This is a genomic window from Nitrospira defluvii (genome assembly GCF_905220995.1).
Lineage (GTDB): Bacteria > Nitrospirota > Nitrospiria > Nitrospirales > Nitrospiraceae > Nitrospira_A > Nitrospira_A defluvii_C.
In genome coordinates, this window is record NZ_CAJNBJ010000002.1 from 117184 (window position 1) to 142882 (window position 25699).

General features: G+C 58.3%; 26 protein-coding genes and 1 tRNA gene. 11 read left to right on the top strand and 16 right to left on the bottom strand.

Annotated features, from left to right (window positions below):
- Position 1 precedes the first annotated feature (1 nt).
- Complete coding sequence (locus tag KJA79_RS07970; RefSeq protein ID WP_213041506.1) at positions 2-514, top strand: M67 family metallopeptidase; 513 nt, start codon at positions 2-4, stop codon at positions 512-514.
- Between the two features lie 98 nt (positions 515-612).
- Positions 613-942, top strand: coding sequence for a hypothetical protein (locus tag KJA79_RS07975; protein ID WP_213041507.1), 330 nt, complete (start codon positions 613-615; stop codon positions 940-942).
- Positions 943-1165: 223 nt separating this feature from the next.
- Here KJA79_RS07975 and KJA79_RS07980 read toward each other — a convergent pair whose 3' ends face one another.
- The 15 genes from KJA79_RS07980 to KJA79_RS08050 all read right to left on the bottom strand — a co-directional run bounded on the left by KJA79_RS07980 (position 1166) and on the right by KJA79_RS08050 (position 14548).
- Positions 1166-1915, bottom strand: a complete 750-nt coding sequence (locus KJA79_RS07980) for a hypothetical protein (protein WP_213041508.1) — start codon at positions 1913-1915, stop codon at positions 1166-1168.
- Positions 1916-2051: 136 nt separating this feature from the next.
- On the bottom strand, positions 2052-2738 hold the full coding sequence (locus KJA79_RS07985) for a hypothetical protein (protein ID WP_213041509.1): 687 nt from the start codon (positions 2736-2738) through the stop codon (positions 2052-2054).
- A gap of 182 nt (positions 2739-2920) precedes the next feature.
- Positions 2921-3232, bottom strand: a complete 312-nt coding sequence (locus tag KJA79_RS07990; protein WP_213041510.1) for a DUF2442 domain-containing protein — start codon at positions 3230-3232, stop codon at positions 2921-2923.
- Positions 3192-3365 (bottom strand): DUF4160 domain-containing protein, encoded by a 174-nt coding sequence (locus tag KJA79_RS07995; RefSeq protein ID WP_213041511.1) that lies wholly within the window; start codon positions 3363-3365, stop codon positions 3192-3194. Before KJA79_RS07995 ends, KJA79_RS07990 begins: the two co-directional genes overlap by 41 nt.
- 373 nt (positions 3366-3738) lie before the next feature.
- Entirely contained in the window at positions 3739-3948 is a 210-nt protein-coding gene (locus KJA79_RS08000; protein ID WP_213041512.1) for a hypothetical protein, read from the bottom strand.
- 419 nt (positions 3949-4367) lie between these two features.
- Positions 4368-6047 carry an ABC transporter ATP-binding protein gene (locus tag KJA79_RS08005; RefSeq protein ID WP_213041513.1) on the bottom strand — a complete coding sequence of 560 codons (1680 nt, stop codon included), beginning with the start codon at positions 6045-6047 and terminating at the stop codon, positions 4368-4370.
- Between the two features lie 69 nt (positions 6048-6116).
- Positions 6117-6647 (bottom strand): peptide deformylase, encoded by a 531-nt coding sequence (gene def / locus KJA79_RS08010; RefSeq protein ID WP_213041514.1) that lies wholly within the window; start codon positions 6645-6647, stop codon positions 6117-6119.
- 126 nt (positions 6648-6773) lie between these two features.
- On the bottom strand, positions 6774-7580 hold the full coding sequence (locus KJA79_RS08015; RefSeq protein ID WP_213041515.1) for a HEAT repeat domain-containing protein: 807 nt from the start codon (positions 7578-7580) through the stop codon (positions 6774-6776).
- A 194-nt stretch (positions 7581-7774) separates the two neighbouring features.
- Positions 7775-8920 carry an efflux RND transporter periplasmic adaptor subunit gene (locus KJA79_RS08020; protein WP_213041516.1) on the bottom strand — a complete coding sequence of 382 codons (1146 nt, stop codon included), beginning with the start codon at positions 8918-8920 and terminating at the stop codon, positions 7775-7777.
- On the bottom strand, positions 8917-10263 hold the full coding sequence (locus KJA79_RS08025) for a TolC family protein (RefSeq protein WP_213041517.1): 1347 nt from the start codon (positions 10261-10263) through the stop codon (positions 8917-8919). The genes KJA79_RS08020 and KJA79_RS08025 overlap by 4 nt, the downstream gene beginning before the upstream one ends.
- Positions 10264-10359: 96 nt before the next feature.
- Positions 10360-11430: a polyamine ABC transporter substrate-binding protein gene (locus KJA79_RS08030; protein WP_213041518.1), complete on the bottom strand. Its 1071-nt coding sequence runs from the start codon at positions 11428-11430 to the stop codon at positions 10360-10362.
- Positions 11431-12204 carry an ABC transporter permease gene (locus tag KJA79_RS08035; RefSeq protein WP_213041519.1) on the bottom strand — a complete coding sequence of 258 codons (774 nt, stop codon included), beginning with the start codon at positions 12202-12204 and terminating at the stop codon, positions 11431-11433.
- A complete protein-coding gene (locus KJA79_RS08040) occupies positions 12201-13091 on the bottom strand; it encodes an ABC transporter permease (RefSeq protein WP_246507517.1) in 891 nt (296 codons plus the stop codon). Before KJA79_RS08040 ends, KJA79_RS08035 begins: the two co-directional genes overlap by 4 nt.
- 2 nt (positions 13092-13093) lie before the next feature.
- Positions 13094-14230, bottom strand: coding sequence for an ABC transporter ATP-binding protein (locus KJA79_RS08045; protein ID WP_213041520.1), 1137 nt, complete (start codon positions 14228-14230; stop codon positions 13094-13096).
- A gap of 39 nt (positions 14231-14269) precedes the next feature.
- Complete coding sequence (locus tag KJA79_RS08050) at positions 14270-14548, bottom strand: hypothetical protein (RefSeq protein ID WP_213041521.1); 279 nt, start codon at positions 14546-14548, stop codon at positions 14270-14272.
- A 134-nt stretch (positions 14549-14682) separates the two neighbouring features.
- Between KJA79_RS08050 and glgC the strand changes: the two genes are divergently transcribed.
- Genes glgC through KJA79_RS08065 form a run of 3 tightly spaced genes read left to right on the top strand, consistent with a single transcriptional unit; the run spans position 14683 to position 18825 of the window.
- The gene (glgC, locus tag KJA79_RS08055; protein ID WP_213041522.1) at positions 14683-15921 is read left to right on the top strand and encodes a glucose-1-phosphate adenylyltransferase; all 1239 of its coding nucleotides are present in this window, start codon (positions 14683-14685) and stop codon (positions 15919-15921) included.
- A complete protein-coding gene (locus KJA79_RS08060) occupies positions 15896-17758 on the top strand; it encodes a helicase-related protein (RefSeq protein WP_213041523.1) in 1863 nt (620 codons plus the stop codon). The genes glgC and KJA79_RS08060 overlap by 26 nt, the downstream gene beginning before the upstream one ends.
- Entirely contained in the window at positions 17755-18825 is a 1071-nt protein-coding gene (locus KJA79_RS08065) for a DEAD/DEAH box helicase (protein WP_213041524.1), read from the top strand. The genes KJA79_RS08060 and KJA79_RS08065 overlap by 4 nt, the downstream gene beginning before the upstream one ends.
- A gap of 185 nt (positions 18826-19010) precedes the next feature.
- Here KJA79_RS08065 and KJA79_RS08070 read toward each other — a convergent pair whose 3' ends face one another.
- Complete coding sequence (locus KJA79_RS08070; RefSeq protein WP_213041525.1) at positions 19011-20042, bottom strand: hypothetical protein; 1032 nt, start codon at positions 20040-20042, stop codon at positions 19011-19013.
- Between the two features lie 515 nt (positions 20043-20557).
- Here KJA79_RS08070 and KJA79_RS08075 point away from each other — a divergent pair.
- The 6 genes from KJA79_RS08075 (at position 20558) to KJA79_RS08100 (ending at position 25676) form a co-directional block, all read left to right on the top strand.
- Positions 20558-22234: a BACON domain-containing protein gene (locus KJA79_RS08075; RefSeq protein ID WP_213041526.1), complete on the top strand. Its 1677-nt coding sequence runs from the start codon at positions 20558-20560 to the stop codon at positions 22232-22234.
- Positions 22235-22351: 117 nt separating this feature from the next.
- Positions 22352-22427, top strand: a tRNA-Arg gene (locus KJA79_RS08080).
- A gap of 466 nt (positions 22428-22893) precedes the next feature.
- Positions 22894-23220: a YtxH domain-containing protein gene (locus KJA79_RS08085; RefSeq protein ID WP_213041527.1), complete on the top strand. Its 327-nt coding sequence runs from the start codon at positions 22894-22896 to the stop codon at positions 23218-23220.
- Positions 23221-23270: 50 nt separating this feature from the next.
- A complete protein-coding gene (locus tag KJA79_RS08090) occupies positions 23271-23579 on the top strand; it encodes a BON domain-containing protein (RefSeq protein WP_213041528.1) in 309 nt (102 codons plus the stop codon).
- Positions 23580-23629: 50 nt separating this feature from the next.
- Positions 23630-25105 (top strand): DUF4403 family protein, encoded by a 1476-nt coding sequence (locus KJA79_RS08095; RefSeq protein WP_213041529.1) that lies wholly within the window; start codon positions 23630-23632, stop codon positions 25103-25105.
- 160 nt (positions 25106-25265) lie between these two features.
- A complete protein-coding gene (locus KJA79_RS08100; RefSeq protein WP_213041530.1) occupies positions 25266-25676 on the top strand; it encodes a hemerythrin domain-containing protein in 411 nt (136 codons plus the stop codon).
- Positions 25677-25699 lie beyond the last annotated feature (23 nt).

Here is a 25699-nt window from a genome sequence, read left to right on the forward strand (position 1 = left end):
CATGCCTGATCTCTCGATTCCACAACACATCCTGGATCAGATCGTCGCGCACGCGCGCGAGCTTGCTCCGTTCGAGTGCTGCGGCCTGCTGGCCGGCAAGGATAAAACGGTCACACATCTCTACCGCATCACCAACATCGTGGCGGTGGAGGGGGCCCAAAATCTGTCGACCTTTGACGACGACAAGATCGCCCATCTCGAGCGCCTGTCTCCTGAAGAGCGGGCAGAGATCGCGTTCGTCATGGACATGGGAGACTTTTCCGCAGCCAAAAAAGACATCCGCAAGAACGGACTCGATCTTCAAGTCGTCTACCATTCGCACCCGAAGGACCCGGCCAGGCCGTCTCAGACCGATATCAAAATCGCCACCGACTACGAGGAAATCTGGCAACGCATCAACCTGCCGGTTCCCGCTTATCTCCTCGTCTCGCTGATGCACGCCCCCGCCGCAGACATTCGCACCTATTGGATCACCGGCGGCCACGTGCGCCCCGCCGACATCCACATCAGCTAGCAATCTGCCTCTTCAACAATTCTGTCTTCCTCCCCTACCAATCGATCGGCAACGATGCCATAATCCGGCTTTGTCTTTGTCATCGAAGGGAGCATTCGATGCGATTCATCCTGCTATTCATCGCTTTTCTTCCCTGCCTCACCGGCTTGACGAATCCTGATCTTGGCGCGGCCGCCGAAAAAAGCTACTACAGCCCGATCATCAATGTAGATGTCGACAACGGCCGCATTCTGATCTCGACGCTGGGTGCGGTCTTTTGGGTGGAGGTCCCCGAAGAAGCCAAGGCTCACATCGAGAAACTCCCGCAATCAGGATTGGTGGATATCGTGGTGGAAACGCGCGAGGGGCAACCGCCGATGTTGAAGACCTGGAAGGTGAAGTCCGGCGAGTCGACCTGCCTCTACTTCGACGGCAAAGTCTGTAAGTAGGCCGGTGGGGGCGGAGGGGAGACTTCCAGATCGGCCGGTCCTCTTTTGCCGTAATTCACTTTCGACTTATATAACCACTTTGACCATCTTATGAATCAGAAATCGCTTGCCACCTTCATAAACTGCCAAAAGGATCTTCAGTTACCCCCATGGCGGACAAGTAGCCGACGCTTCCCCATCATCACAGAATACGTTTGACCACATTTTTCGTCATCGGCCGTACTCATCGTGCAAGTTTACCATTCGACAAGATCACATCGGGGCGCCGCGCCAAAAGGAGTTCATATTCAGTATTGAACTCGCAGACAATACCGGCGAGACGCCATGAAAAGACGGTCGTTTGCACCAACGTCCAGAGCGGTGTACCGCTAAGTCCACCGAGCCACTGCCCTTGCGGAGGCTCACCCGTACCGAACATATCCACCATTTCCTCACGCCGGAACTGACACGTCACGTCCCTTTGACTAACGCTCGTGGCTGTCAGGATGCCGACATATGTCCCCCATTCGATCTGCTGCTCCCCCACTACTTTTCGGTGTGCCCGAGGATAGCCTGCGAAGAAGAGCCCTCTATTAAGGTCCGGAGGTCTTGGCGGCCACTTCCCAGATAACGCTTGATGAATGATCTTACCTTCTGGAATTTCGCCTACCTCAAACCTGAAAGTTGCAATATCGAGAGTTCGATCGCAATCGATGAGACGCTTCTCTGGCACGAACGAGCAGTCGCCGATCTTGCACCGCACTCTTGGATCTGCTTTGCGTCGCTCAAGGTAGGCTTCATACACGTGGTTAGCCGTAACTCCAAAGATGCCGTGACCGAGATCGAGAAGAAAGATACATCCATGACCGATCTGCGAGTTGAGAGCAGGGCTGAACCAGAAGAGAGGTGCAGTGTAATTGCTGGCGAGGTTCCCGATTTCACGACCATAAGGTCCCATCAATAAGGCAATGCCGTGCTCTTTAGGTGTCGCCATCCGGCCTCACTCCATCCATCTTGAACTACCCTCACAGTAGGCAGTTTCTTGTGCGGTCCCGACTCGAAATCACTTAGGAAGTCAGATTTCCCACGCGTGACAGCTTTTCCCACCTGCAGCGTTCAGCCAAGAGACATTACTTCCTAATCACCCGCAAAATTGACGTGGGCCATTGCTCACCATATCTAATGTAAAATTCTACGGTTGAGTGCTTTACTGTCTCATAGTTGAATTTGACCTCGACAAAACTAATCGAATTCTCCTTTATTAGCAGCAGATCAGGCGTGCCGTTCTTGTCCTTAACCATATAGGCAAGCTCCCTGAACTGTGCCGGAGTCATCAATGTTTTCAGCTTCTCTATTAGAGATCTATCCTGCTCAGTAATTCTTGAGGCAAAATCTTGCCAATAGAATTCCACTCCAATTGACCGGTAGCCACCATTTACCCTCGACCGATAAACCTCATAACCTTGTTCCTTGTAATACTCTTCAGCAATTTGCTCAGCTTTGGCATTTTGAGGCACTTCTATTTCATGGTATGGAATCCGTGACGATTCATAATGAAACAGTTGATTGACCTTGCTGAACAACCTCAACTTTTCCGATCTCTCCATCAATGAGAACTCTGCTTCATTGACGCCGACAATTTTCTTTTTCCTGCCCATGGAGAAAGTCCTCTCAGTGAACCGTGCTTGATCGGTTTCATACACAAGCCGCATTTCACTGTGTACACCTGAGATGATTTCACCGCTCCCTTCGAAATTAGAGAACAGTTCAGCCAGCTCCATCTCGCCGCGAGACAGCCAGTATATCTGCCAGTTCACCAACTGCACCCAGGCTCTCTCGAGGCTTCCAGAACACCAAGTTTGATTAATCGCAGATACGCATGGCACATGTGGTCGATAGCATGAATGGGTACGGTGAGAATCGATAACGGCGCAGACTGCGGCTGATTCACATGAAATTGGGGAGATCAGAACCTGTAACCACCTCAGTACGCACAGGATCAGCCTTGATCCAACTTTGTTCGTCGCCTGGGGCCGATCTTCTGGCGAAATTTCTTCGAAACGAGCGGGAACTTCTTTGGATGCCTGATGGATTCGACGGCTAGGTCTAGGTCAAGATCCGGCCAATACAGGTGATGAGGGTGTGGCCATTGAACATTGAGAAGTTCGGCTACAGAGGCATTCTTGAACCAGGGGAACTCCTTGAACGAAACAAACAGTTCCTCGTTCGCAAGAAGCAGCCAGAATCCATGTCTGGAGATATTTGTGACCTCAGCTTCCGAAGTGTTCTTGCCAAGCGTTGCTGATTTCATCGTAATGCTCCTCGATGAGATTTTTCACTACCCGAATCTCGCGAGTGGACAGCCCGAAGTTTTGCGCCAACTCAACCCTGGGATCGAGCCAGAATTTCGCCTCACCACGCTCACAATGTACATGAACGTGCATTCGTGTTTCCTCGCGGGAGAAGAAATAGAACCGAAATCCTCCTGTTCTGAAAATTGTCGGACTCAGACACACCTCTCTCGGGGGAACAGCGAACAATCTCTTGAAGCGGGCGCATTGTCTTCCAATTCACCCATACCGTCAAGGCACCACAGGCTACGGTCGGCGAATGGCTTTCAAATGGCTTTCATTTGACATGATGGTCCATGACCTCAAGTGGCGGACGAAGCGCAACCCGTTCCAACTGTGCGAGGAACAGACACACCACATTCCAGTGCAGGATAATTTCAGCGGAGGGTGATTGAAACGTGTCGGCTGGAATTGTTCGTTGTGCCGGCTTTGGCGACTCACGGGTCAGAACATACCCGTAGCACGACTACTCCGAACTCCCCAACATGTCGTCGACCAGCGGTCGGTTGATATCCGTACACCCCATACAAATCGTATCAAACAGCGCTTCATGATCGGAGACGAAGTTGCGCTGATCTACAAGGTTTTCAGCGAAGACCTGCTCGTAGCAGATATCACATAACATCATCAGCCCACGCGACACCGACACAGTTTTCCGGCCTGTACTTCCCGCCATGACACTCCCCTTCATCTATCGGCTCTCAGTGCTCGCCGTGGCGCTACACTGACCCTTTTTGCCTCGCCACCCAAAAATCCTCCGGTTCCAAATCCACCCCACACACCGCACATTCATAAACCGATTGCCCTTGCGGCAAGATAATCTCCGTCCGATCAATTCGCCCTCGGCACACGTGATAAAACCGCCCTCTGGCATCTTCAGTGTCGAGCGGATCATTTTCGTAAATCAGTACCATATGGTCCTCTTACTCCTTCATGTCTGAGCATGAACCGTCGTTCGTCTTGGTCGTCGCAGGCTGTTCAGAAAGTCCGTCCGGCAAGGCCGCAGGACGCGCGGCGACTGAGGCGTACCCTCCGGGTACGTCGCAGGGAGACGTGCGACCGAGAACGCCGACGGCAGACTTTATCAACAGCCGGCTAAATTTTAAACTGCGCCTCATACAGACCGGCATAGACGCCGCCGCGTTTCATGAGCGCCTCGTGGTCTCCCTCTTCCACGATCGTCCCTCGTTCCACGACGATGATGCGATCCACGTCGTGCAGCGTCGCCAAACGATGCGCAATGATAAACGTCGTGCGCCCTGCGGTGAGATCGTTCAAGGCCTCCCGGATTTTGACCTCCGTCTCCGTGTCGATGTTCGACGTGGCTTCATCAAAGATCACGATCGGCGGATCTTTCAGCAGCACACGGGCAATCGATACCCGCTGCTTCTGCCCCACCGACAATTTCACCCCCCGCTCGCCGATCCAGGTATCATAACCGTCCGGCAAACGTGAGATAAAGTCATGGGCTCGAGCGGCCCGAGCCGCCGCTTCGATACGCTCCTGTCCGGCCGACAGATCACTGTAGACGATATTTTGCCGCACCGTCCCGTTGAAGAGAAAGGGTTCCTGCTGAACCAGGCCGATCTGCCCTCGCAAAAACGCCACCGGCAGATCCCGCACATCATAGCCGTCGACCAACACCGCACCGCTGCGGACGTCGTAAAATCGCATCAGGAGTTTCAGCAGGGAAGTCTTTCCCGCCCCACTCGGGCCGACCAAGGCGATCCGTTCGCCCGGCCGTACTGTCAGATTGACATTGGACAGGACCAGCCCGTCCTGCCGATAGCCGAACTGTACCTGACGGTATTCCACTGCTCCTTGTAACCGTTCAACAGGCCGCACGACACCCGGGCGGTCTTCGACTTCCGACTTGGTGTCCAGGATTTCAAAGACCCTCTCACTGGCAGCCAGCGCATGTTGCAACATGTGGTTCAAGGAATGAATTTCATTGATCGGCGTGTAGAAGAGCCCGAGATACGAGAGAAACATGACGAGTTGGCCGACCGTGAGATTCCCCGCCAGCACCTCCTCGGCACCGTACCACAGGATCAAGACCGTGCCGGTGCTGCCCACGAACACCATACCCGGCCAGTACCAGGACCAGAGCAGCATGGCCCGCAAACTATTCTGGCTATAGGCCTGACTCAAGCCCTCAAATCGTTGCCGTTCGTACGCATGCTGATTGAAGCCGATGGTTTCCTTGATGCCGGAGAGGGCATCCTGCAGATAAGCATTGAGATCGGCCACGCTCTTGCGGATTTCCGCGTAATACTTGTGCACCCGCTTCGTAAACCAGGCGGCACAGACGATCAGAATCGGAATCGGCAGGAGAGACAGCAGCGCCAGTTTCCAGTTCAAGAAAAACATCATGATGGTGATCCCGACCAGGGTCAGCGAGGCAGTGAGCAAGCCTTCGAGCCCGTCAACGAAAATTCGCTCGACATGTTCGGTGTCACTCGTCACCCGGGTCATGATCTCGCCGGTCGACCGATTCTCGAAATAACTCAGCGACAGACGCTGCAATGCCCTGAACACCTGCAGCCGCAGCGTGTGCACCGCCTTCTGCTCCAGCAGGTTGTTGAACCGGACCCGCATGGAACTCATCACATTTCGCAACACGTACGAGCCCATCAATGCGCTCAAGACCCAGAGCAGCATGTCGGGCCGTTTGGCCTGAATGACGTCGTCGATCACGATTTTGACGAGATACGGCGGCACCAATTCCAGCGCCGTGGCGAGACCTGCACAGACGAAGGTCACCACCGCCAGCATCCGAAAGGGTTTCAGGTAGGAGAGAACGCGTAGGAGCGAGTTCACAACGACTCGGCGATCCGGGTCGGCTCAGATGGCACTAGCCGGTTCCTTTTGCCAGTATTTCTGAAACTCTTCCATTTGGGTCAGCGTGGAGAAATCGGTCATACGATCGATGAACAACTTGCCGATGAGATGGTCGAGCTCATGTTGAATGCAGACGGCAAACAGGCCGCTGGCTTCGAAATCCAATGGTTTGGCGTTCCGGTCGAGCCCGGTCACCCGCACGGTCGAGGGCCGTGTCACTTTGCCTCTCAACCCGTCAACGCTCAGGCACCCTTCCCACCCTTCCACCTGCTCGGGTCCGTAAAACTGGATCGTGGGATTGATGAGGACGGTTTTGGGAAACCCGCCTTCACCGGGACAATCCATGACGACCAGTTGCTGCGACCGTCCCACTTGGGGAGCGGCAAGCCCGATGCCCGGTTCGTCGTACATGGTTTCAAACATATCGTCGATGAGTTGCTGAAACGCGGCTTTTTTTATGTCGGCCGGACTGACAGGCAACGCCTTCTGCCGGAGAATCGGATTACCGAGTTTACTGATCGCCAGAATCGCCATGCTCTATCCTCTATCTCGATCTCTATCTCTGTCGTATGACGCGACGGGAGGCCGCGTCACCGTTTATTGACTCTCTTCCTACCACGGGATTTTCGTGCTGCGCAACCGCCACCGCTCTCGGCGGCACTACCCTGCCTGCTTCCGACTCTTCGGCTCAGGGAGCTCGAACGTGTCTTTCGACTGATTCCACCATTCCACCCATTCCTGGGCCCATGTCTGGCGATCCTGTTTGTTCGAGGCGTCCCAATCGTGGAACTCCGCTTCGTGCCTGGTCAAGGTCCACAAGGACTGCACGGCCGACATCGCGACAAACTTCTCTTCATCACCAAGGAGATCGATCAACGGCTGGATCACCTCTTTGCGGCGCACATACCGCGCCTCAAACGCCGCCGCCTTCCGGATCACCGAATTCGGGTCCTTGGCCATGGCCTCGATGGCCGGAGGTGCCTGCTGAGGATCGATCCGCACCGCCACCCGCAGCGCATGCTCACGGATACGCGGCAGTTCCGAGCCCAATTTTGCCGCTTCCAACAAGGCTGGCACTGCGCCTGGTGATTTGATCATCGACAAGGTCTCGATGGCATTATATCGGACGCGGGGGCCCGGCATCGTCAGGGCCTTGGTCAGGACGGGCACGGACGGCTCTCCCAAATGCACGAACTCTCCCATTGCCCAAAACTCCTGCTTCCCCTCCAATAGCGGCAGCAGGGCCTCCGCACGTTGCAGCTCTTCCGGAGTCAGGCTTTTCGTGTTCGGCGCCACTGATACGTCGGGCACCGGATCCGACTTCGGCGGTGCTTCATAGGGCATCTGCACCGGCCAGACGATACCCGCCGACCATGTGTGGGCCGGCACCATACCGACGACACTCAGCACCCCGATCGTCCAGATGACCCATCGACCGCCCATCCGCCTTCCCACTCCTGTCTTCATGCGATCCTTCTCCAACTCGCGTCGTTAGTCGTTAATAGAGGGCGACGATGCCTCTGCGGCATCGATCGCTCGCGGTCCCTCGATTCACACTTTCCTCACCCACTTGTCATGGAAGATTAACAGGAGTCTCCTAGGATTCGCTACTCCCAGGCTCCGATACCAGCTCGGGGGGTGACAGGAGACGCCGTGAGCCGTTACTTCACTTCTTGCCCCTTGATCAGTACCGCGCCTTTGGTCACGATGCGCTGGCCGGACGTCACACCCTCCAGCACACGGACTTGCCCGCCGGACACATTCGAAACGACCACTTCACGTTTCACATAGCGCCCTGGCGCTTCCACGACATACACAAAGTGTTTCCCGTCGATTTCGACGACCGCCTCTTTCGGGATTGCCAGGAACGGCGTAGCATCGCCCACATCCAGCCTGAGCCGCGCGAACATTTCCGGTTTGAGGCGTTGATCCCGGTTGTCCACCCAGGCGCGCACTTTGATCGTACGCGTGTTGGGATCGACCACGTCTCCGATCGACGCCACCACAGACGCAAAATCTGTCCCCGGGTAGGCTTCCACATTGATACGACCGACCTGACTGACCTTCACCAGGGCCAGGTCCCGCTCATACACATCCGCCACCACTTGCAACCGGTCCAGATCTGCGACGGTGAACAGCACCTGGGCGGGATCGCCTCCCACGGACTGCCCCGGAGTCACCGCCCGCTCGACGACAGTACCGGCCAGGGGACTTTTCATTTCAAATCGCGACGTGATGCGTTGCTGCGCAAGGGGCTTCTCCAACTCGGCCGCCGGAATCCGCAACGACAGCAAGCGCTCCTTGGACCGACGAAATTCGGCGCGCGCCTTGATCAAATCGTTTTCTGCCTGTTTCAGATCCTTTAACGCCAGGGCCTTGGTGGCGTACAACTCCTTGGCCAACTCCTGAGCTCGACTGGAATATTCGAGTTCCGACGCTTCCTTGACAAACTCCGAGTAGGCGGCGGTAATGTCGGAACTGTCGATCACGAGCAAGGTCGCGCCAGCCTCGACCCGGTCGCCCAACTTGGCCCGCACCTCTACGACCCGTCCTTGCAGCGGAGAGGAGATTTTGGAGTAGCGGTCTTCCCCATACGCGATCTTTCCCACCAGCACCAATTCCGGCTGCACCGGTTTGAAGTCCACCACCGCCGTTTCGATTTGCCCCGTGGACGGCACGGTCAGCTGCCCGGCGGCCGGTTCGGCCGGGGATGCAGCCGGAGCCGAAGCCGGCTCCGGCTTCTGACTACAGGCGCACAGGCAGAGCACCAGGCCCAAGACAACGACACGGTTTGCACCGGAGATCATGAGGCAATCTCCTGTCCGACGGAACTTTCCAGTTGAAACAGGTTGTGTTGATAGGAAAAGAGCGCTTCGATGAAGTTCTGTTGAATCGTTCGAGACGTCCGGGCCGCGTCCAGCAGATCCAAAATCGTGGCGCCGCCCCGTTCATACGCGCGTTCCACGATGGTAAACGTCGAACGGGCGTCTTCCAACACGCCGGCCAGATACGCTTCCACTAGTCGGCGGCTCTGCAGGAGATTTTGATAGGCTACATCCACCTGATTCTCGACCTGGTTGACCGTGCGATCCAACGCTGCCTGGGCCGATTGCACCCCGACTTCGGCCTGCACGATCCCGCCCTGATTACGATTGAACAACGGCAAGGGCACGCCCAAATTTAAGATCGCCATCTGCTGATTGTCCGGCCCCTGCGGCCCTTGTATCGAATACCCGGCACCGATAGTCACATCCGGGACTCGGAAGGCCTTGGCTAACTTCAGATCCGCTTCGCGCTGCAACAGCGCCGCCCGCCGGCTCTTGATGTCAGGCCGAATCTCCAACGCGACCGACCGGAGCTTCCCCATATCAGGATCGACCCGCCGATAGTCCATCTCCGTCGTCAGTTCCAGTTTCGACGCGGGCGAGAGCCGAAGCAGTTGTCGCAACTCCGCCCGTGCCGTCTCGCCCTCCTGAATCGACTCGATCACCTGCGACTGAAAATCCACCACCTGCAACCGGATACGAATCAGGTCGACCTCGGCGATATAGCCCTTCTTAAAACGAATCGTGTTGACATCCAGAATCCTGGCAAATCGATCCCGATTCTCCTCCGCCAGCGCCAGCCGACGCTGCGCCACCAAGACACGGTAGTAGGCATCCTTGATCGTGAACCCCAGTTGCCGCACCGCATCCTCGAAATCCGCTTCCACCGACTGGACACCGAATCCGGCACTCTCAATGCGGTACCCGCGCTTGCCGGCCAACTCAAACAGCTGCTGCACTTGCATCGTGAGCGCTCCGGACTTGGACAGCGTATTGCCCTGCGTAAAAGACGCCACGTTACCGATCTGCGCCACCGGGTTCGGGAAGAGGCGAGCCGTAATCTGCTGCCCCTTGCTGGATTCGATGCCATACTTCGCGATGAGGAGATCCAGGTTTTGTTTCAGAAAGAGGGCCATCGCTTCGGACAGATTCAAACGGACCACCGGAGGCACGAACGGTGAGGTGGAGAGGCCGATTGAGTCTGCTGCGTGTCCCCACCCCCCGACGGGCGTGGTACAGATCACCAGGAGGAATGCCAAGCCGATGCGAGTGCTCCAAGCTACGGCAGCGCTACGTAGTCTGAAGCCAGTTTCATCATGGCGCATGTCGTTGTGCATTGTGCGGGAATATCGACTAACCGAGGACAGGGGCCGCATTATACTGATTCTTCAACATATTTGAAATAACCTCGCCGGCTCGGCTCACTGCATTTTCAGCTCCGTCCAGGCCCGGTCGTACAGGCGAATACCCTTCCCCACATCCCGCATCCATTCCAGGCGGGCCAACTGATCCAGCGGTGGATAGATGGCAGGATTGTCCCTGATCGCGGGACTGACCAACTCACGCGCCGGCCTGGAGGCGGATGCAAAGCGGAGGCGCTCCGACGTGCGAGCGGCCACCCCGGGCTCCATCAGATAGTTGATGAACCTCATGGCGAGCGCTTTCTGGGGTGCGGACTTGAGCACAACCAGACAATCGGCCCAGAGGGTTGCCCCTTCCTTCGGTACCACATACCGAATGGACGGTCGCTCCACCATGGCACGAGCCACCTGCCCTCCCCACCCATGGGCCAGCACCACCTCGCCCGAGGCCAGCAGCTGGTCGTAGTGATCACTCGTATAGGTTTTGACCAGCGGCTTCTGTTTCAGCAACCGCTCCTTCGCCGCCTCGATCACCAGCGGATCGGTGCTGTTCATCGATTGCCCCATGGATCGCAAGACCGCACCGAACACTTCCCGCTGATCGTTCAACATGCTGATCCGCCCCTGGTAGCGAGCTTCCCACAGGATCGACCAACTGTCCGGGGCAGTGGAAATGCTGTCGGAATCGTAGCCGATCCCCACCGTGCCCCACAGATAGGGAACCGAAAATCGCCCTTCCGGATCGAACGGCAGCGCTTGGAGATGCGGCTCCAACAGCGAGATGTTGGGCATAACCTGGGCCTCCAACTCCTGCAGGAGCCCCTGCTGAATCATCATGGCGACCATGAAATCCGATGGAACGGCCACATCGTAACCGGTCGCGCCGCTCTGCAGCTTGGCCAATAGCTCTTCGTTGCTGCTGAAGGTGTCGATAACGACCTTGACCTGTTCTCGCCGCTCGAACTCCGCGATAATTTCAGGCCCGACATAGTCCGACCAGGTAAAGTAGTGCAGGACCGGTCTCGCCTCACCGGACTCCCCTTCCGTGCCTTGGCCACAGCCGGAGAGTCCCCCGACCAGAGCCAGCAGCCACACGCCGGTCAGGAACATGCTCCGGAACCACGTCTTCACTTACACCTCGCGGCGCTGCAGATGGAGGGAGAGGGCGACGCAGGCCATCGAGACCAGTACCAACAACGCCGACAGGGCGTTGATTTCAGGCGTGACGCCGGACTTGATCATCGAATAGACCTTCAAGGGCAAGGTGGTTGCGCCGGGACCGGCCGTAAAAAACGTGACCAGAAAGTCATCGAGCGAGACGGTAAACGCCACCAGAACCGCCCCCCAGATGGCCGGGCGTAGCAGCGGAAAGGTCACATGCCGGAACGTGTGCCAGGCATCTGCCCCCAGATCCTCGGCTGCTTCGCGCAAGGCCGGGTCAAGTTTGCGCAAACGCGTCCGGATCATGATCGTCACCAGCGGAATGTTGAACACGATATGGCCGAGGATGACGGTGGTGAGTCCGAGCGGCATCTTGAGCAGCACAAAAAACAGCATCAAGGCGACGCCCATCATCACTTCGGGAATCACAAGGGGGAGCACTAGACTGCCTTCGAGGAGTCGTTGTCGACCGGGAGACATCGCCTCCATGCCGAACGCCAGCAAACCACCCAGAACGGTGGCGCCGATGGTCGACACCACGGCGATCACCAAACTGTTGGCCGTCGCCGCCAGAAGGGCCTCGTCATGGACAAGCGCTGCGTACCATTTCAACGTCGTCCCTCGCCAGGCCATGGATAGATGCGCGGCATTAAACGAGTACGCAACGAGCACCAGGATCGGCCCGTACAGAAACAGCATGGCCAGCAGGCTGACCACTCGCAGCCCCACCGCCTTCCGTCTCATCGTTCCTCCACCGAACCGGCCGATCGATCGGCATGGCGGTAGTACAACGCGACCGCGGCCATGACGACCGCCATCAGCACGAACGACACGGCTGACCCCAGGGGCCAGTCGCGTACCACGAGATACTCGTGTTGAATCAGATTGCCGATCATCATGCTACGCGCCCCGCCTAACAGATCCGGCGTGATGAACGAACCGATCGAGGGAATGAACACCAGCACGCACCCGCCGACGATACCGGGCATGGTCAACGGCACCACCACCCGTGAAAACACCGCCCATCGGGATGCATAGAGATCCCAGGCCGCCTCCACCAACACAGGGTCCAGCCGCTCAACCGCCACATACAGAGGTAACACCATGAACGGGAGGTACCCGTAGACCAATCCGATCACGACGGCCGTCGGCGTATAGAGCAACTCCAGCGGGGCCGTGACAATCCCCAGGGAAACCAACACACTGTTGATGAGACCGTCATGCCGCAGGAGGATCATCCAGGCGTAGGTACGGACGAGAAAGTTTGTCCAGAACGGCAACATCACGAGGAGCAGCAGCACCGGCTGCCAGCGGGCCGGACTCCTGGCAATCACGTACGCGAGCGGAAAACCCAGCATAAAACAGCAGGCCGTGGTAAGCGTCGCGTACCACAATGAGTGCCCCAGAATCTTGCCATACAGCGGATGCAGGAGATCGAGATAATTCGCCGTGGTGAACTCCCACACGATACCGCCATAAGTCCCGCGCGATGCGAAACTGATGGCAAAAACCAGTCCGAGCGGAACCAGAAAAAACAGGGCCATCCAGACCAGACCGGGAACGGCCAGCCAGCAGGAACGGCAGGCCTCTCTCGGGGCCAAGGTGACGGATGAAGTACGATGCGTCAGCATGCTCACTCGAAGAATAATCGCCCATCGGAGGACGCCCAGTGGAGAAAGATCTGTCCCCCGGGCGTCAAGGCCGGTGTCTCGGAACCGTTCGTCCTGGCCTCCCAGAGACTCTCGCGGCCGACCCGCACCAGATATTTCGTCTCGCTTCCGGCAAACATTGTCTTTTGAATGCGACCGGACAAAAGGGGACCGGCAGAGGTCGGTCGGTCGCGCGACATGTGGAGCTGTTCCGGCCGTAGCGACAGGGTAGCGAGGCGACCGACGGCTTCCGAAGTTTCAATGCGGAGCGGAAATGGAGACAGTTCGGGGTCGGTGGGATGAAAAAGACGATCTCCTCCCACGCTGTCACCCAGGCGGCCGGTCAGTTCGTTCGAGACCCCGAGAAATCGCGAGACAAATAGGTTGCACGGCCTGGCGTAGACCTCACGAGGAGTTCCCACCTGCCACATACGTCCCTGGTGCATGACGGCGATACGATCCGACATCATCATCGCCTCTTCCTGATGATGCGTGACGCAGACACAGGTCAATCCGGCCTGCTCCTGGATGGATTTCAGCTCAACCTGCATCGCCTGCCGCAATTGTTGATCCAACGCCGCCAGCGGCTCGTCAAGCAACACGACCGCCGGTTTGTTCACCAGCGCCCTGGCAAGGGCGACCCGCTGCTGCTCGCCGCCGGATAACTGCCCTGGCCTCCGCGACTCTTTGCCGAGCAGCTTGACCATCGTGAGCGCCTGCCGCACCTCCTCATCAATCTGCGTGGCGGGAACTCGCCGCATTTTGAGGCCGAATGCCACGTTGTCTTTGACGGTGAGATGGGGAAAGAGCGCGTACGATTGAAAGACCAGATTGACAGGCCGCCGGTTCGGCGGGACCCCGAGCATAGACCGACCGTCGATCCGCACATCGCCTTCGTCCGGATCTTCAAAGCCGGCCAGCATACGCAGGACGGAGGTCTTGCCCGCGCCGCTGGGACCGAGGATGGAGAAAAATTCGCCCCGACGCACCTCGAAACTGACCCGATCCACGGCTGTGACTGCCCCGTGGCGACGCACGATGCCCTGAACCTCAATGGTCGGCGGTGCGGGAGAACTGGAGGAAGAAGACGCGATGACGGGAGGGATGGAAAAGTTGGCCATCGAGGGCTGAATTCAGACCGCCGCGTCGGCGGTCACGGCTCACGGCTCTACGCCGACTTTGGAACTCACATCGCGCAAATGCTTTCGGACGCGCACGCGGTGTTCGTGTTTCCGCAAGAGTTCGCGCCGGATCACATCGCGGTCTTCCGCCACGATCCGCACGAGCCGATCATTATCCTCGGCATGATTGCGGACGAGTTCCGACAGCCGCTGCACTTGCCGCTCCAATCGCTCGAGTCGCCACACCATTTCCATCATCGGATTGGCCGGCTCGATCTCCGGTTTCATGACCGCCGGACGGGCATTCTGCTTCTTCATGTCCGCTCCTTCATCGTGAGCCCGAGCTGCTGTCGGGGTTGCGCGTTGATCGTAGTATCGACCGAGATCGAGTTGAAGTCAATCATTCTGCGTCCTTTCTATTCCCTCTTCGTCCTGCTACAATCGGCCACTCTATGGCGAACATCTTCACGATGGTCCTGGCAGGAGGAAAAGGCGAACGCCTCCAACCCCTCACAGACCAACGCGCAAAACCCGCAGTCCCCTTCGGCGGAAAATATCGCATCATCGATTTCACCCTGAGCAATTGTCTGAACTCCGGCCTGCGACAGATGGCCGTGTTGATTCAGTATAAATCACACTCCCTCGACCGCCATATCCGCACAGGTTGGAACATTCTCAACCCCGAACTGGGCGAATACATCGTCTCGGTGCCTCCCCAGCAGCGCATCAGCGAAGAGTGGTATCGCGGCACGGCGGATGCGGTCTATCAAAACCTGTTCCTCCTCGACAACGACCATCCCGAGTTCCTCCTGGTGCTGGCCGGCGATCACATCTACAAGATGAACTATGCCGACATGTACAACCTGCTGATTGAAAAGCAGGCCGATGCCGTCGTCGGCGCGATCGAAACCCCCGTGGCTGAGGCGAACCGGTTCGGGGTCATCGGCGTCGATGACGATCGCCGCATCTTGAGTTTCGATGAAAAGCCGGACAAGCCCATGCACATTCCCGGCGACCCGAGTCAGGCGTTCGTCTCCATGGGCATCTACTTGTTCCGCACGGAGGTCGTGCGCGAGCAACTGATCCGGGATGCCAAGGAAGGCACGAAGCATGATTTCGGCAAGAACATCATTCCCCGGATGATCAAAGAATGCCGCGTGTACGCCTTCAAATTTCAGGACGAAAACAAGAAGGCGGTGAAATATTGGCGGGACATCGGCACGCTCGACGCCTATTGGGAAGCCAATATGGATTTGGTCTCCGTCGATCCGCAATTCAATCTCTACGATGAGCATTGGCCGATCCGCACCTACCAGGGGCAGTTTCCACCCGCCAAGTTCGTCTTCGCCCAGGACTTTCAGGGCGGCCGCATGGGGGTAGCGTTGGACTCCATCGTCTGCGGCGGCTGCATCATTTCCGGTGGGCGCGTCCAGAACTCGGTACTGTCGCCGCATGTCCGCGTGCATGACCATGCGGATGTGCGGGAATCGGTGGTGATGGAAAATGTGGTGATCGGCGAACATGCCCGCATCCGCCGCGCCATCATCGACAAGGATGTCATCATTCCACCCAAAACCGTGATCGGCTTCGACCCGGCCGCGGATCGTCAACGTTTCAAAGTCACCGATTCCGGATTGGTGGTCATTTCAAAGGGAATGAAACTGCATGCCGCCGTCGATCCATCCGGTTGATCTGGTCGCGACCCTCCGCCAACGACACCTTACCCCTGCGATCATCTTCCTCACCTCGAGACGGGCCTGTGACGAAGCGATGCAATCGTTCGAACGCAGTCAAGTCACCCTGCCGAAAATGCAACAAGAGCAGATCGCCCGCGTCCTGGCACAGGTCATCGAACAATATCCCAGCATTGCGGAACATCCGCTCATCGAGACGGTCCAACGCATCGGCGTGGCCGCGCACCATGCGGGGCATCTGCCGTCCTGGAAGATCGCCGTGGAAGAGTTGATGCGCACCGGCTCCCTTGATGCCGTCTTTGCAACCACCACGCTGGCCGCCGGTGTGGACTTTCCCGCCAGGACCGTCGTCGTGACGCAATCCAGCATCCGCAAGGCGCGTGATTTCACCGACCTGACCGCGAGCGAAATTCAACAACTGGCCGGCCGCGCCGGCCGCCGCGGCAAAGACCTCGTCGGATTCGCGGTCATCACGCCCTCTCCCTACATCGATTTGACGGTCTTGACCAAGGGCCTCACCGGACAGCCCGAGGCGATTCACAGTCAGTTCGTGATTACCTATCCGATGGTCTTGAACCTGCTCAAGGCGCACCCCCGCGAACAGATTCAATCCATCCTGGCCAAGAGCTTCGCCCAATTTCAGCTGAATCAGCGCACGGCGGTGCTCGAAACCAAACTGGACGGCCTGCGGGCGGAAATGGAACCGTTCGGCCCGCGTGTCTGCTCGGACTGGATCACGCAGTGGCAGGTCTTCGAGCAGGCGCGCAAACGGAAAAAGCCTCGCAGCCCCTTCGCGAAGCAGGAATCGCCGGAGGTCGCAGCCCGGATGCACTTCCTCACGCCTGGTCGAGTGGTGGGACTGGTGCGGGGACGGGGCATCATCCTGCGTCAATATCGTAGCAAGGGGCAACACGCGCCGATGGTCACCCTCTTGCGGGAGGGCGGTTCGCTCAACGAATGCCCCGCGTCGATCGTGACGCAGGTCTTCGATCGCACCTTCGAGTGCGAAGAAACCTCATCCTATCCATGGTGTACGGCACAGTCGCTGGACCAGTTGACGCACCACCTCACCGATCTTCCCCCAAGGCTGCCGATCCTGCCCATCCTGACGCACCAAAACGAGGAGACCCCGCTCGACAGTTCCATCGTGCAAACGCTGGGCGACTTCGCTTGTCCCACCTGCCCGTCGCGGCAGGCGTGCCAGCGCGATTTCCCCCGCGCCTCGCGGGTGCGCCAGGAGATCCAACGGCACATGAAGTCGATTCAAGCACTCCAAACGAGCTTATGGCACCGCTTTCAAGAACGAATCGATGTACTGGAGCGATTCGGCTACCTGAACGCCCAGGCCCAACTCACAGCCGACGGAGAATGGGCCCGATTGATCCGCATTGATCACTCGCTGCTCATCACTGAGTTGATTCGTGCGGAGGCCTTCGGCGCCATCGATCCCCCCTTGCTGGCGGCCGTGATGGCAAGTATCGCTCATGACGATGATCGCCCCGGCTCCTTTCCACGCGGCAGTGCGGGACTGGTCACACTCCTGTTCCAAGTCCGCAAACTGGCGGAGAGCCTCGCCCCTCATGAAGCCCCGCCGATGCTCCGCGCCGACGTCGCCGCGCTGACGGAACGGTGGGTGGCGGATCAGACGCTCACCTGGATCGGTCTCGCCAGACTGACCACCATGGCAGAAGGCGACATGTTCCGACTGTTCGCGCGGACGATCGAGTTCTTGTCCCAACTGAAAACGTTGAAGAGCACCCATCCTTCGCTGGCGGAATCAGCCGAGAAGGCCATTGCCGCAATGCGTCGAGGGGTGCTGGAGGAACTGCCGTGACGACCCACGAACTCGAAGCCCTGCTGCTGCAACAACCGGTCGCCCTGCTCCACCGCCTGGCACGAGGGCGGATCAGCAGGCACTTCCGCTCCGGAAAACGCAAACTCGTCGATTTGCTGCTCCAGGCCTCTGCTGAGAATCGACCCGGCTTGGAATCGGATCTGCTGGCCTTGATCGAGGAGCAGAAGAACAGGCGGCAGAGTGCGCCGGTCGAGAACGCTCGAACCGCCAAGGTCCACCTGAAATCAGCTGGTTCGCCTACGGGACCACGCCCGCCGAAACCCGAGGAGCACGGCCACCATGAGCCACCGGTTTCGCTGCACGAGTGGTTGTCGGGCCTCGGCGTTCCCTCACCGCAGCCCTTCGTGCCGGACGCCTGGCAAGTTGAAGCCCTGGCGCGTCTGGCGGAAACCGATGTCGTCGTGAGCGTCCCGACCGGAAGCGGAAAAACCTATGTGGCCATCGAAGCCACCAAACGGGCGATGCAGGACAACCGCACCGTCATCTATACGTCGCCGCTGAAAGCGCTCTCCAATACGAAATTTACCGAATTCTCACGCCTGTTCGGCCCAGAACAGGTGGGAATCCTCACCGGCGATCGACGAGAGCATGCTCAGGCGCCTTTGCTCATCATGACCACAGAAATCCTCAGAAATCTCTTGTACGATGCGGCCGGAGGCGAAATCGATGTGCGCCTGGACACCCTCGGTCTGGTCATTATGGATGAATCGCAGTACCTGGCGGATCCTGAACGTGGAGTGGTGTGGGAGGAGACGCTGATTTTCTGCCCCGCTCAGGCTCGCCTGCTGTTGCTCTCCGCCTCCATCGGGAATCCGCAGGACATTGCCGATTGGTTGACCGCCATTCGCCCCACGCCCTGTTCGCTCATCCGTCACACGAAACGGTCGGTGCCCCTGCGCGCCGGCTACCTGCATCCCAATGAAAAACTCACGCCGCTGTTCAGAACGGCTGGAATCCCCTACGGCCAACCCTACCTCCTGCACCCGGAAGCCAAGCGCCTGTTTGCGGAGTACGAGGAAGAAACCGGCTCCTCCCGCTCACGCTGAACGCGCAGACGCGGGAGCGGAAAGAACTGATGGCGTATGGCATCTGCCAGAGCCTGAGTGGCTCGGCACGCTTGTTCATTGGGTCTCCGGCTATCAGCCATCAGCTCGTTGGTACGACTGAGAGACGAACGCCGCGATTGTGAACAGGCCGACGGCCACGTGAGGGGAGACCGTGAGTTTGAGAGCTAGAAGGTATAGGTGAGTCCCACCGTGGGTCCGTGCCTCAGCGTCTGGAATTGCGTCAGCGAGGCCGTGCTGGTGGATCCGTCCGAGCCATAGAGCTTCCACTGATCCCCTGCCACGACCCGATTCCACCAGACCCGGTATCCACCCGTCAGATAGAGGCGATCCCAAATCCTGACTCGGAGATTGAGATCCGTATCGGTACCCACGCCGAAGCCGACCATCCTGAAACTCGGATCCTGAGCCAGGTCGGTCCGAAGATGATGCACATCCTCATTGTTCAGATACGATAAGAGCAGCGCCACCTTGGCTTCGATCGTCACACGTGGATCGAGTTTGTATTCCAGTTCGCCACCGACACGGCCGGAGAACCAGGTAGCCGTGTTCGTAATCACAGCCTGATTGCGAAACGAAACCGTGCCGACGGGGGAGCAGCGGAATTGCGAACTCGGCGCTGATGCCGTGGTACATTCCGCCTGGGTCACTCCCGTCGCCACATGGCGTTCCCGCCAATACTGCAACCCGGCGAACACCCCCAGGCTACCCTTGTTGTCTTGGAAGGTATACGCAGTTCCGCCGAGATCTCCGGTTAAATACCAGACATTGTCGCCGCCGATGTCACTGTATGTGCGGGAAAACCGATGTTCCCCGCTCACTGTCGCGCCTTGAGAGGCCGCTCCTTGTGCACTGAGAAAGTCGTCATCGGTGAGACGCCCTCCACCGACCGCCCCATACCCGAACACCCCCCGCACAAACATCTTGTTTTTCAACTGCACCTTCCCGCTGATCTCGGTCATGTTGGTGCCGGTATCTTTGTATTTGAGTTTGGAGGTCGGATTTCCAAGATTGGCGTCCAATCCCGAGGCGTTATGGCTCCAGATCGTTTCACCCTGGCTGAACCATTCAGAGATCTTCAGGTCGATACGAGCAATAGAGGAGGACTGGGACGCCGGCACCTCGGCTCCTGCGGAATCCGGCCCCGAGCACAACAGGACTGCGCATACCGCGATGAGAACAACGCGAAACGGGATCATATCGGAGCACTCCCTTCCTGTCCGGGCCGATACGCCGTCCCGCATGAGCGCGAGACTACGTATCACAGCCGGAACAGCGCGCCCACTGATACCGTACCTGTCGAGGATGGTCAACAACTTTCTCCACCTCCCGTCAGGCTGCCTGGGCCTAGCTTCGCGCCGACCCCGTCTTCCAAACGAACCCTCTTCATGTTGTCGACAGATGCGATATCCGATCTTGTCCATTTGAGTGCCGATACCCTACAGGGGGAAAATTTTTCCCCAGAGCATTTCTACGGGAAAACTCCCTACGAAACTTACGAGCGAGCGGTGAAATTTTTGCTTGCCTATTCGGTTTCGATCCGTTAGGGTCGCCACTGACAGATATCCTGACGGGATTCTCACCGAACTCCGCTGAGCCAGTCCCGACAATCAACTAAGAAGAACGCCGGATCGTCGCTTGTGGCACGCCTGTTGCTCACGAACAAGCGATTCGCTTTTTCATTTCAGGACGATCACCTAAGGGAGTATCGATTATGACGTCGCAGCGCGCCACACCGATTCAGCATCCACCACGCATCGTGCAACGACATGCGTCGAGCTTTTTCATAGTCGTGATGCTGATCGTCTGGTTCTGTGACTTCGTCGCTGGAACAACGGATGCCTTCTCACAAAACATTCAATTCACCCCAAGCTCCTTGTCGCTGACCGTTGCGCAGGGAGGGACAACCAGCGGGACCCTGAGTTTAAAAAAGTCGGATACCGCGCAGCACAGCTATTTCATCAGCGCGAACCAGTCCTGGATCTGGTTGAATCCTCCCTACGGAAGCACGCAGACCATCACCACCGAGACGGACACCCTCACCGTCACCATCAATACTGCGGCCATGGGACTGTCCGCAGGCACCTACTCAGGCACCGTCTACATCGGACAATCCGGACCCGGCGTGTCGACAACGTGGCGTATTCCGGTGACGGCCACCGTCACAGCAGCGGGCAGCACGCCGCCACCTCCGCCCCCCCCGCCGCCGACATCCACCACCCCTCCACCACCGCCGCCTTCGACGACGCCGCCCCCGCCGCCCCCCTCGACGACGCCGCCCCCGCCCCCGCCGAGCAGTTCGTTGACGCCGTTATTGCAGGCGTTCCCTTCGGCGCTGTCGTTATCCGCAGCCAAGGGCAACACGGCCAGCGGTGTGTTCAATTTGCAGAAGTCCAGCACACAACAGAGCACCTATAGCATCAGTGCTGGTCAGGGGTGGACTTCTCTCAATCCGCCGTACGGCAGCACCCAGACCATCACGACCGAAATTGATCCCATCACCGTGTCCGTGAACACCTCGTCCATGAATGTCGGAACCTATTCCGGCGTCGTGTATATCGTCGAGAGCGGCCCGAACGGCTCGCAAACGTTGCGCATCCCCGTCTCGCTCTCGGTCCTGGCCAGCGGCACGACACCACCTCCGCCCCCCCCGCCGCCGACATCCACCACCCCTCCACCACCGCCGCCTTCGACGACGCCGCCCCCGCCGCCCCCCTCGACGACGCCGCCCCCGCCCCCGCCGAGCAGTTCGTTGACGCCGTTATTGCAGGCGTTCCCTTCGGCGCTGTCGTTATCCGCAGCCAAGGGCAACACGGCCAGCGGTGTGTTCAATTTGCAGAAGTCCAGCACGCAACAGAGCACCTACAGCATCAGTGCGAACCAGTCCTGGACCTCGCTCAATCCGCCGTACGGCAGCACCCAGACCATCACGACCGAAATTGATCCCATCACCGTGTCCGTGAACACCTCGTCCATGAATGTCGGGACCTATTCCGGCGTCGTGTATATCGTCGAGAGCGGTCCGAACGGCTCGCAAACGTTGCGCATCCCCGTCTCGCTCTCGGTCCTGGCCAGTGGCACGACACCGCCCCCGCCGCCTCCCTCTCCAACCGGGAGCACCACCACACCGCCCCCGCCGCCTCCCTCCGGCACGGCGACTGGTACAGTCACGGTGACGTGGAATGCGAATACCGAGGCGGACCTCAGAGGATATCGAGTCTATGTAGGCACTGCCTCGGGCGTCCGTTCGCAGTCGTTCGACGTGGGCAACGTCACGTCAACGCGATTGACCCTGCCGCTCGGTTCGACCTATTGGTTCTCCGTCACCGCATACGATACGAGCGGCAACGAGAGTTCGCCCTCAGGGGAGATCAGCAGAAGTCTGTTTTGACAACGATGTCTGCTCAACAGACTTGACCGCTCTTCCCTCAAGCCTGTATAACGAGCCCTGTACTTGTGAGCCCGCTCAGAAGGAACACCCCTTCGGGCGGGCTCACAAGTGTCATACGCGCCCGTAGCTCAATGGATAGAGCATCTGACTACGGATCAGAAGGTTACAGGTTCAAGTCCTGTCGGGCGCACCACCACACCCGATCCGGTCTTTCCTCCACCAGTCGCGTCTTCGCGAAACTCGTCATCACGACGTTCACCCTCTCTTGACCGAAGAGTCGTAGCGGACTCACGAGCAGTCGCCGTCGGTTGAGTCCTCGCCTTAGAGATCGTAACGAAAGCGCAATTCGTCATTTGCATCACTGCGACCCGCCGACCGGCGTAGGGGCCTGTTCTCGAGCCATACTCGCCTACGTAACGTGATCCCACGCAGACACCCGTTGCACATCAGATCTTACCTGAATGTACGTATCACCAGGACATCGCGACCAGGTCCACGAATAGACTAACTCTCGATTCACGACTAGGGCCATGCCTAGTATCAGATTCCCGCTGTCCTGTTAGGCTGAGCTCACGCGTCATCGAGAGACATCCTGTCTCCTGCCGCAATGCCTTCGACACCCATGGCCACCACAATAGACACGTAGAGGAGGACGATCTATGCATAACGAGGATTCATCCAACTGGTCGGCATTCATGGCCGGAGCGTTCATCGGGGCCGGGATTGCGCTGCTGCTGGCGCCTCAATCCGGAACCGAATTGCGATCGACACTCCGAGACTATGCGTCAAAAGCCAAGGACGAACTCGATGAGGCCGCCGACCAGGGTCGGGCCGCTTGGGACCAAGCTGTGGAACGAGGTCACGAATATGTTGCCACCGGAAAACAGACGTTGCGACAGGCAGGTCGAACAGCACGCGAGTTTGTCGACGAGAAGGTCGAGACGGCCAAGCAGTCCGCGGAAGAGGCGGCCTCCACACGGGGCTAGCCGTACGACCGTTTACCTGCTGGCTTCAGCGTGTGAAGAGGAGATCACCCATGATGAAATCGATGATCCATATTGCCGCAGGTGTGACGTTACTCACACTGGTCGGCTGCCACTCCACGACCGGCAAGACCGCCGGCCAAACCATTGACGATGCGTCCATCACCGCGGCCGTGCATTCAAAATTGGCTTCAGATCGCCTGTCGAATTTCACCCGAATCGATGTGGATACGGAACGTGGTGTGGTGACACTGAATGGAGTCGTCAAATCTGCGGAGCAGAAAATGCGCGTGGCCGAATTGACGCGCGAAGTGAACGGCGTGCGAACCGTGAATAACCATCTCCAAATCCAAGCGCAGTAACGATGCCGGGAAATTGTCCGGCCGCTCCGATGAACCGAAGGAGGCATGTCATGAAGCTCAGTCGCATCCCCGTCATTCCGGTGCTCGCCGCCGTCCTTCTCTCGGGAGCGGCCTGCAGTCATACCATTCCCAAGACCGCGTCGAAACCGGTGCCGCCGCCCATCACGAGCGCGGTCCCGTCCTTCACCGCACTGGCAAAGGATGAGACGAGAGCCCCCGTCTCGCATCTGCCGGTGCAGGTCAAGACGGATTTGACGCCGATACAAACGGCGATCCGCATGGTCGTACCGGACCGACTGACGGAAACGGGCCACCCGTTGGAGCAGGACTTTCGATGGACCTTCGTAAGGAACGGCGAGTCCCATGTCCACATCCAGGACGGATTGGTGGTGATTCGGACTGAATACAAGGGCGACATCGAAGCGCGTGGAAGTTCCCGCGGTTGCCGACTGGACCCGGTCTACGTCACGTTGGACGCCAGTGGAGAGCTCCAGCTCGTGCAGAACCGGGACACGCTGTCCTTTGCGTTTGAGCCGACCCATCTGGCGGTCACGACGAAACCGGAAAGCGATGTGCGCTGCAACATGTTCAATATCGCGATCAACGAACAGCTACCGGAGTTGTTAGGCCTGATGCAGATCAAAACCGCCATGGCGGAAGCCGTGCATCCGGAGACGTTCAGGATTCCATTTCAGCGTATCTGGGACACGCTCGAAGGCCCCTTGTCCATGCCCGTCGCTTCCTTAAACACGCGCGCCTGCCTCTACGGAAACCCGCGGGAAATGGTCATGAGCCAACAAAAAGGCACGTTGCGGGAGACGGTGATTGCCGGCACCGCGAAACAGATGCCTTTGGTCACCTATGAGGTGACCTGTTCAGAGGCTGCGCCGACCGTGGCGCTCGTGAACTCCGGTCCACCCTCCGCTGAGAATACGCCCTATGTCATGCTGGCCAAGATCCCGCTTTCTTACCAACAGGTCTCGCATCAACTCCAAGACAAGCTCTTCCATCAGACGATCTTCCTGGATTCAACGGCCAACGAATCGGCTGTCATTGAGAAGGTCACCGCCGCCGATGCGAACGGACGGGTGCTGCTCACAGTCGAGACAGCCGGAGAGCTGAAGGGCACGATTTATTATTGGGGCACCCCGCGATTGGACGACACCGGGAAATCCCTCACGATTCCCGATTTACAGATGGCGAATGAATCCAGAACGGCCATCGATTCCATTCGCCTCGGATTCTGGCAGACCGTCGACCGCGAGCTGCAGCCCAAACTTCGGCAGGCAATGGCCATCGACCTGTCAACTCAGGTGGATCGACTGAAGCAGTCCGTGACCGGAAGTCACCGCTCCGGAGACCTCACGATGGACATCCTGGTCACTCGACAGCAGCCGGATCAGGTGCGATCGACAGCCCAAGGCATCACCGTGTCTCTCTTGTTTGAAGGCACGGCCAATGCCACAGGACAGATGACCCTCCAGGCTCAGCCGCCTCAAGCGATGCTGAGACAGCCCAACCGCTGACCTTCCACGGCCTGGCCGGCGTGACGAATCCGCCCCCAGGCCGGCCCTGGCCCTGCGGCATGATCGATCAGGGGCCTTCCCAGTATGCGTCAGGTCACCTCCCTGCTAGATCTGTACAGAGATACCCGACATGAAACCGAGATGGGAGGGAGGTTGACCTATGGCAACTACACAGCTGAAGTCGGGGACCCCAAAGACCAGCATCCGTACATTGCGTGACGACCATCGGAAGATTCTCGCGCTGTTTCAACTGTATCTCGCCATCAGCCCCGATTCCCGGCACGCCACGGTGGATCAGATCCTCGGCCTCGTTGAAGAGCATCTCCACAAAGAAGAGGCACTCCTGGCGGATCGAGCGTCCCAGCCAGGCGACCAGGCAGATCAGCTGATCGAGCATGTAGTGCGGGAACATGAGGAAGTGAGAGCGATGATCGAGGACCTACGCGGATCCGAAACGGATGACGATCAGGTGCTGGACGAATTCTTCGAAGTCATGATGCAGACGCTCCGCATGCACTTTCTGGCCGAGGAACGGGACCTCTTTCCGCGCCTCCGACCACCGGCCGGCTGATAGAGGCCGTTCAATCTTTCACG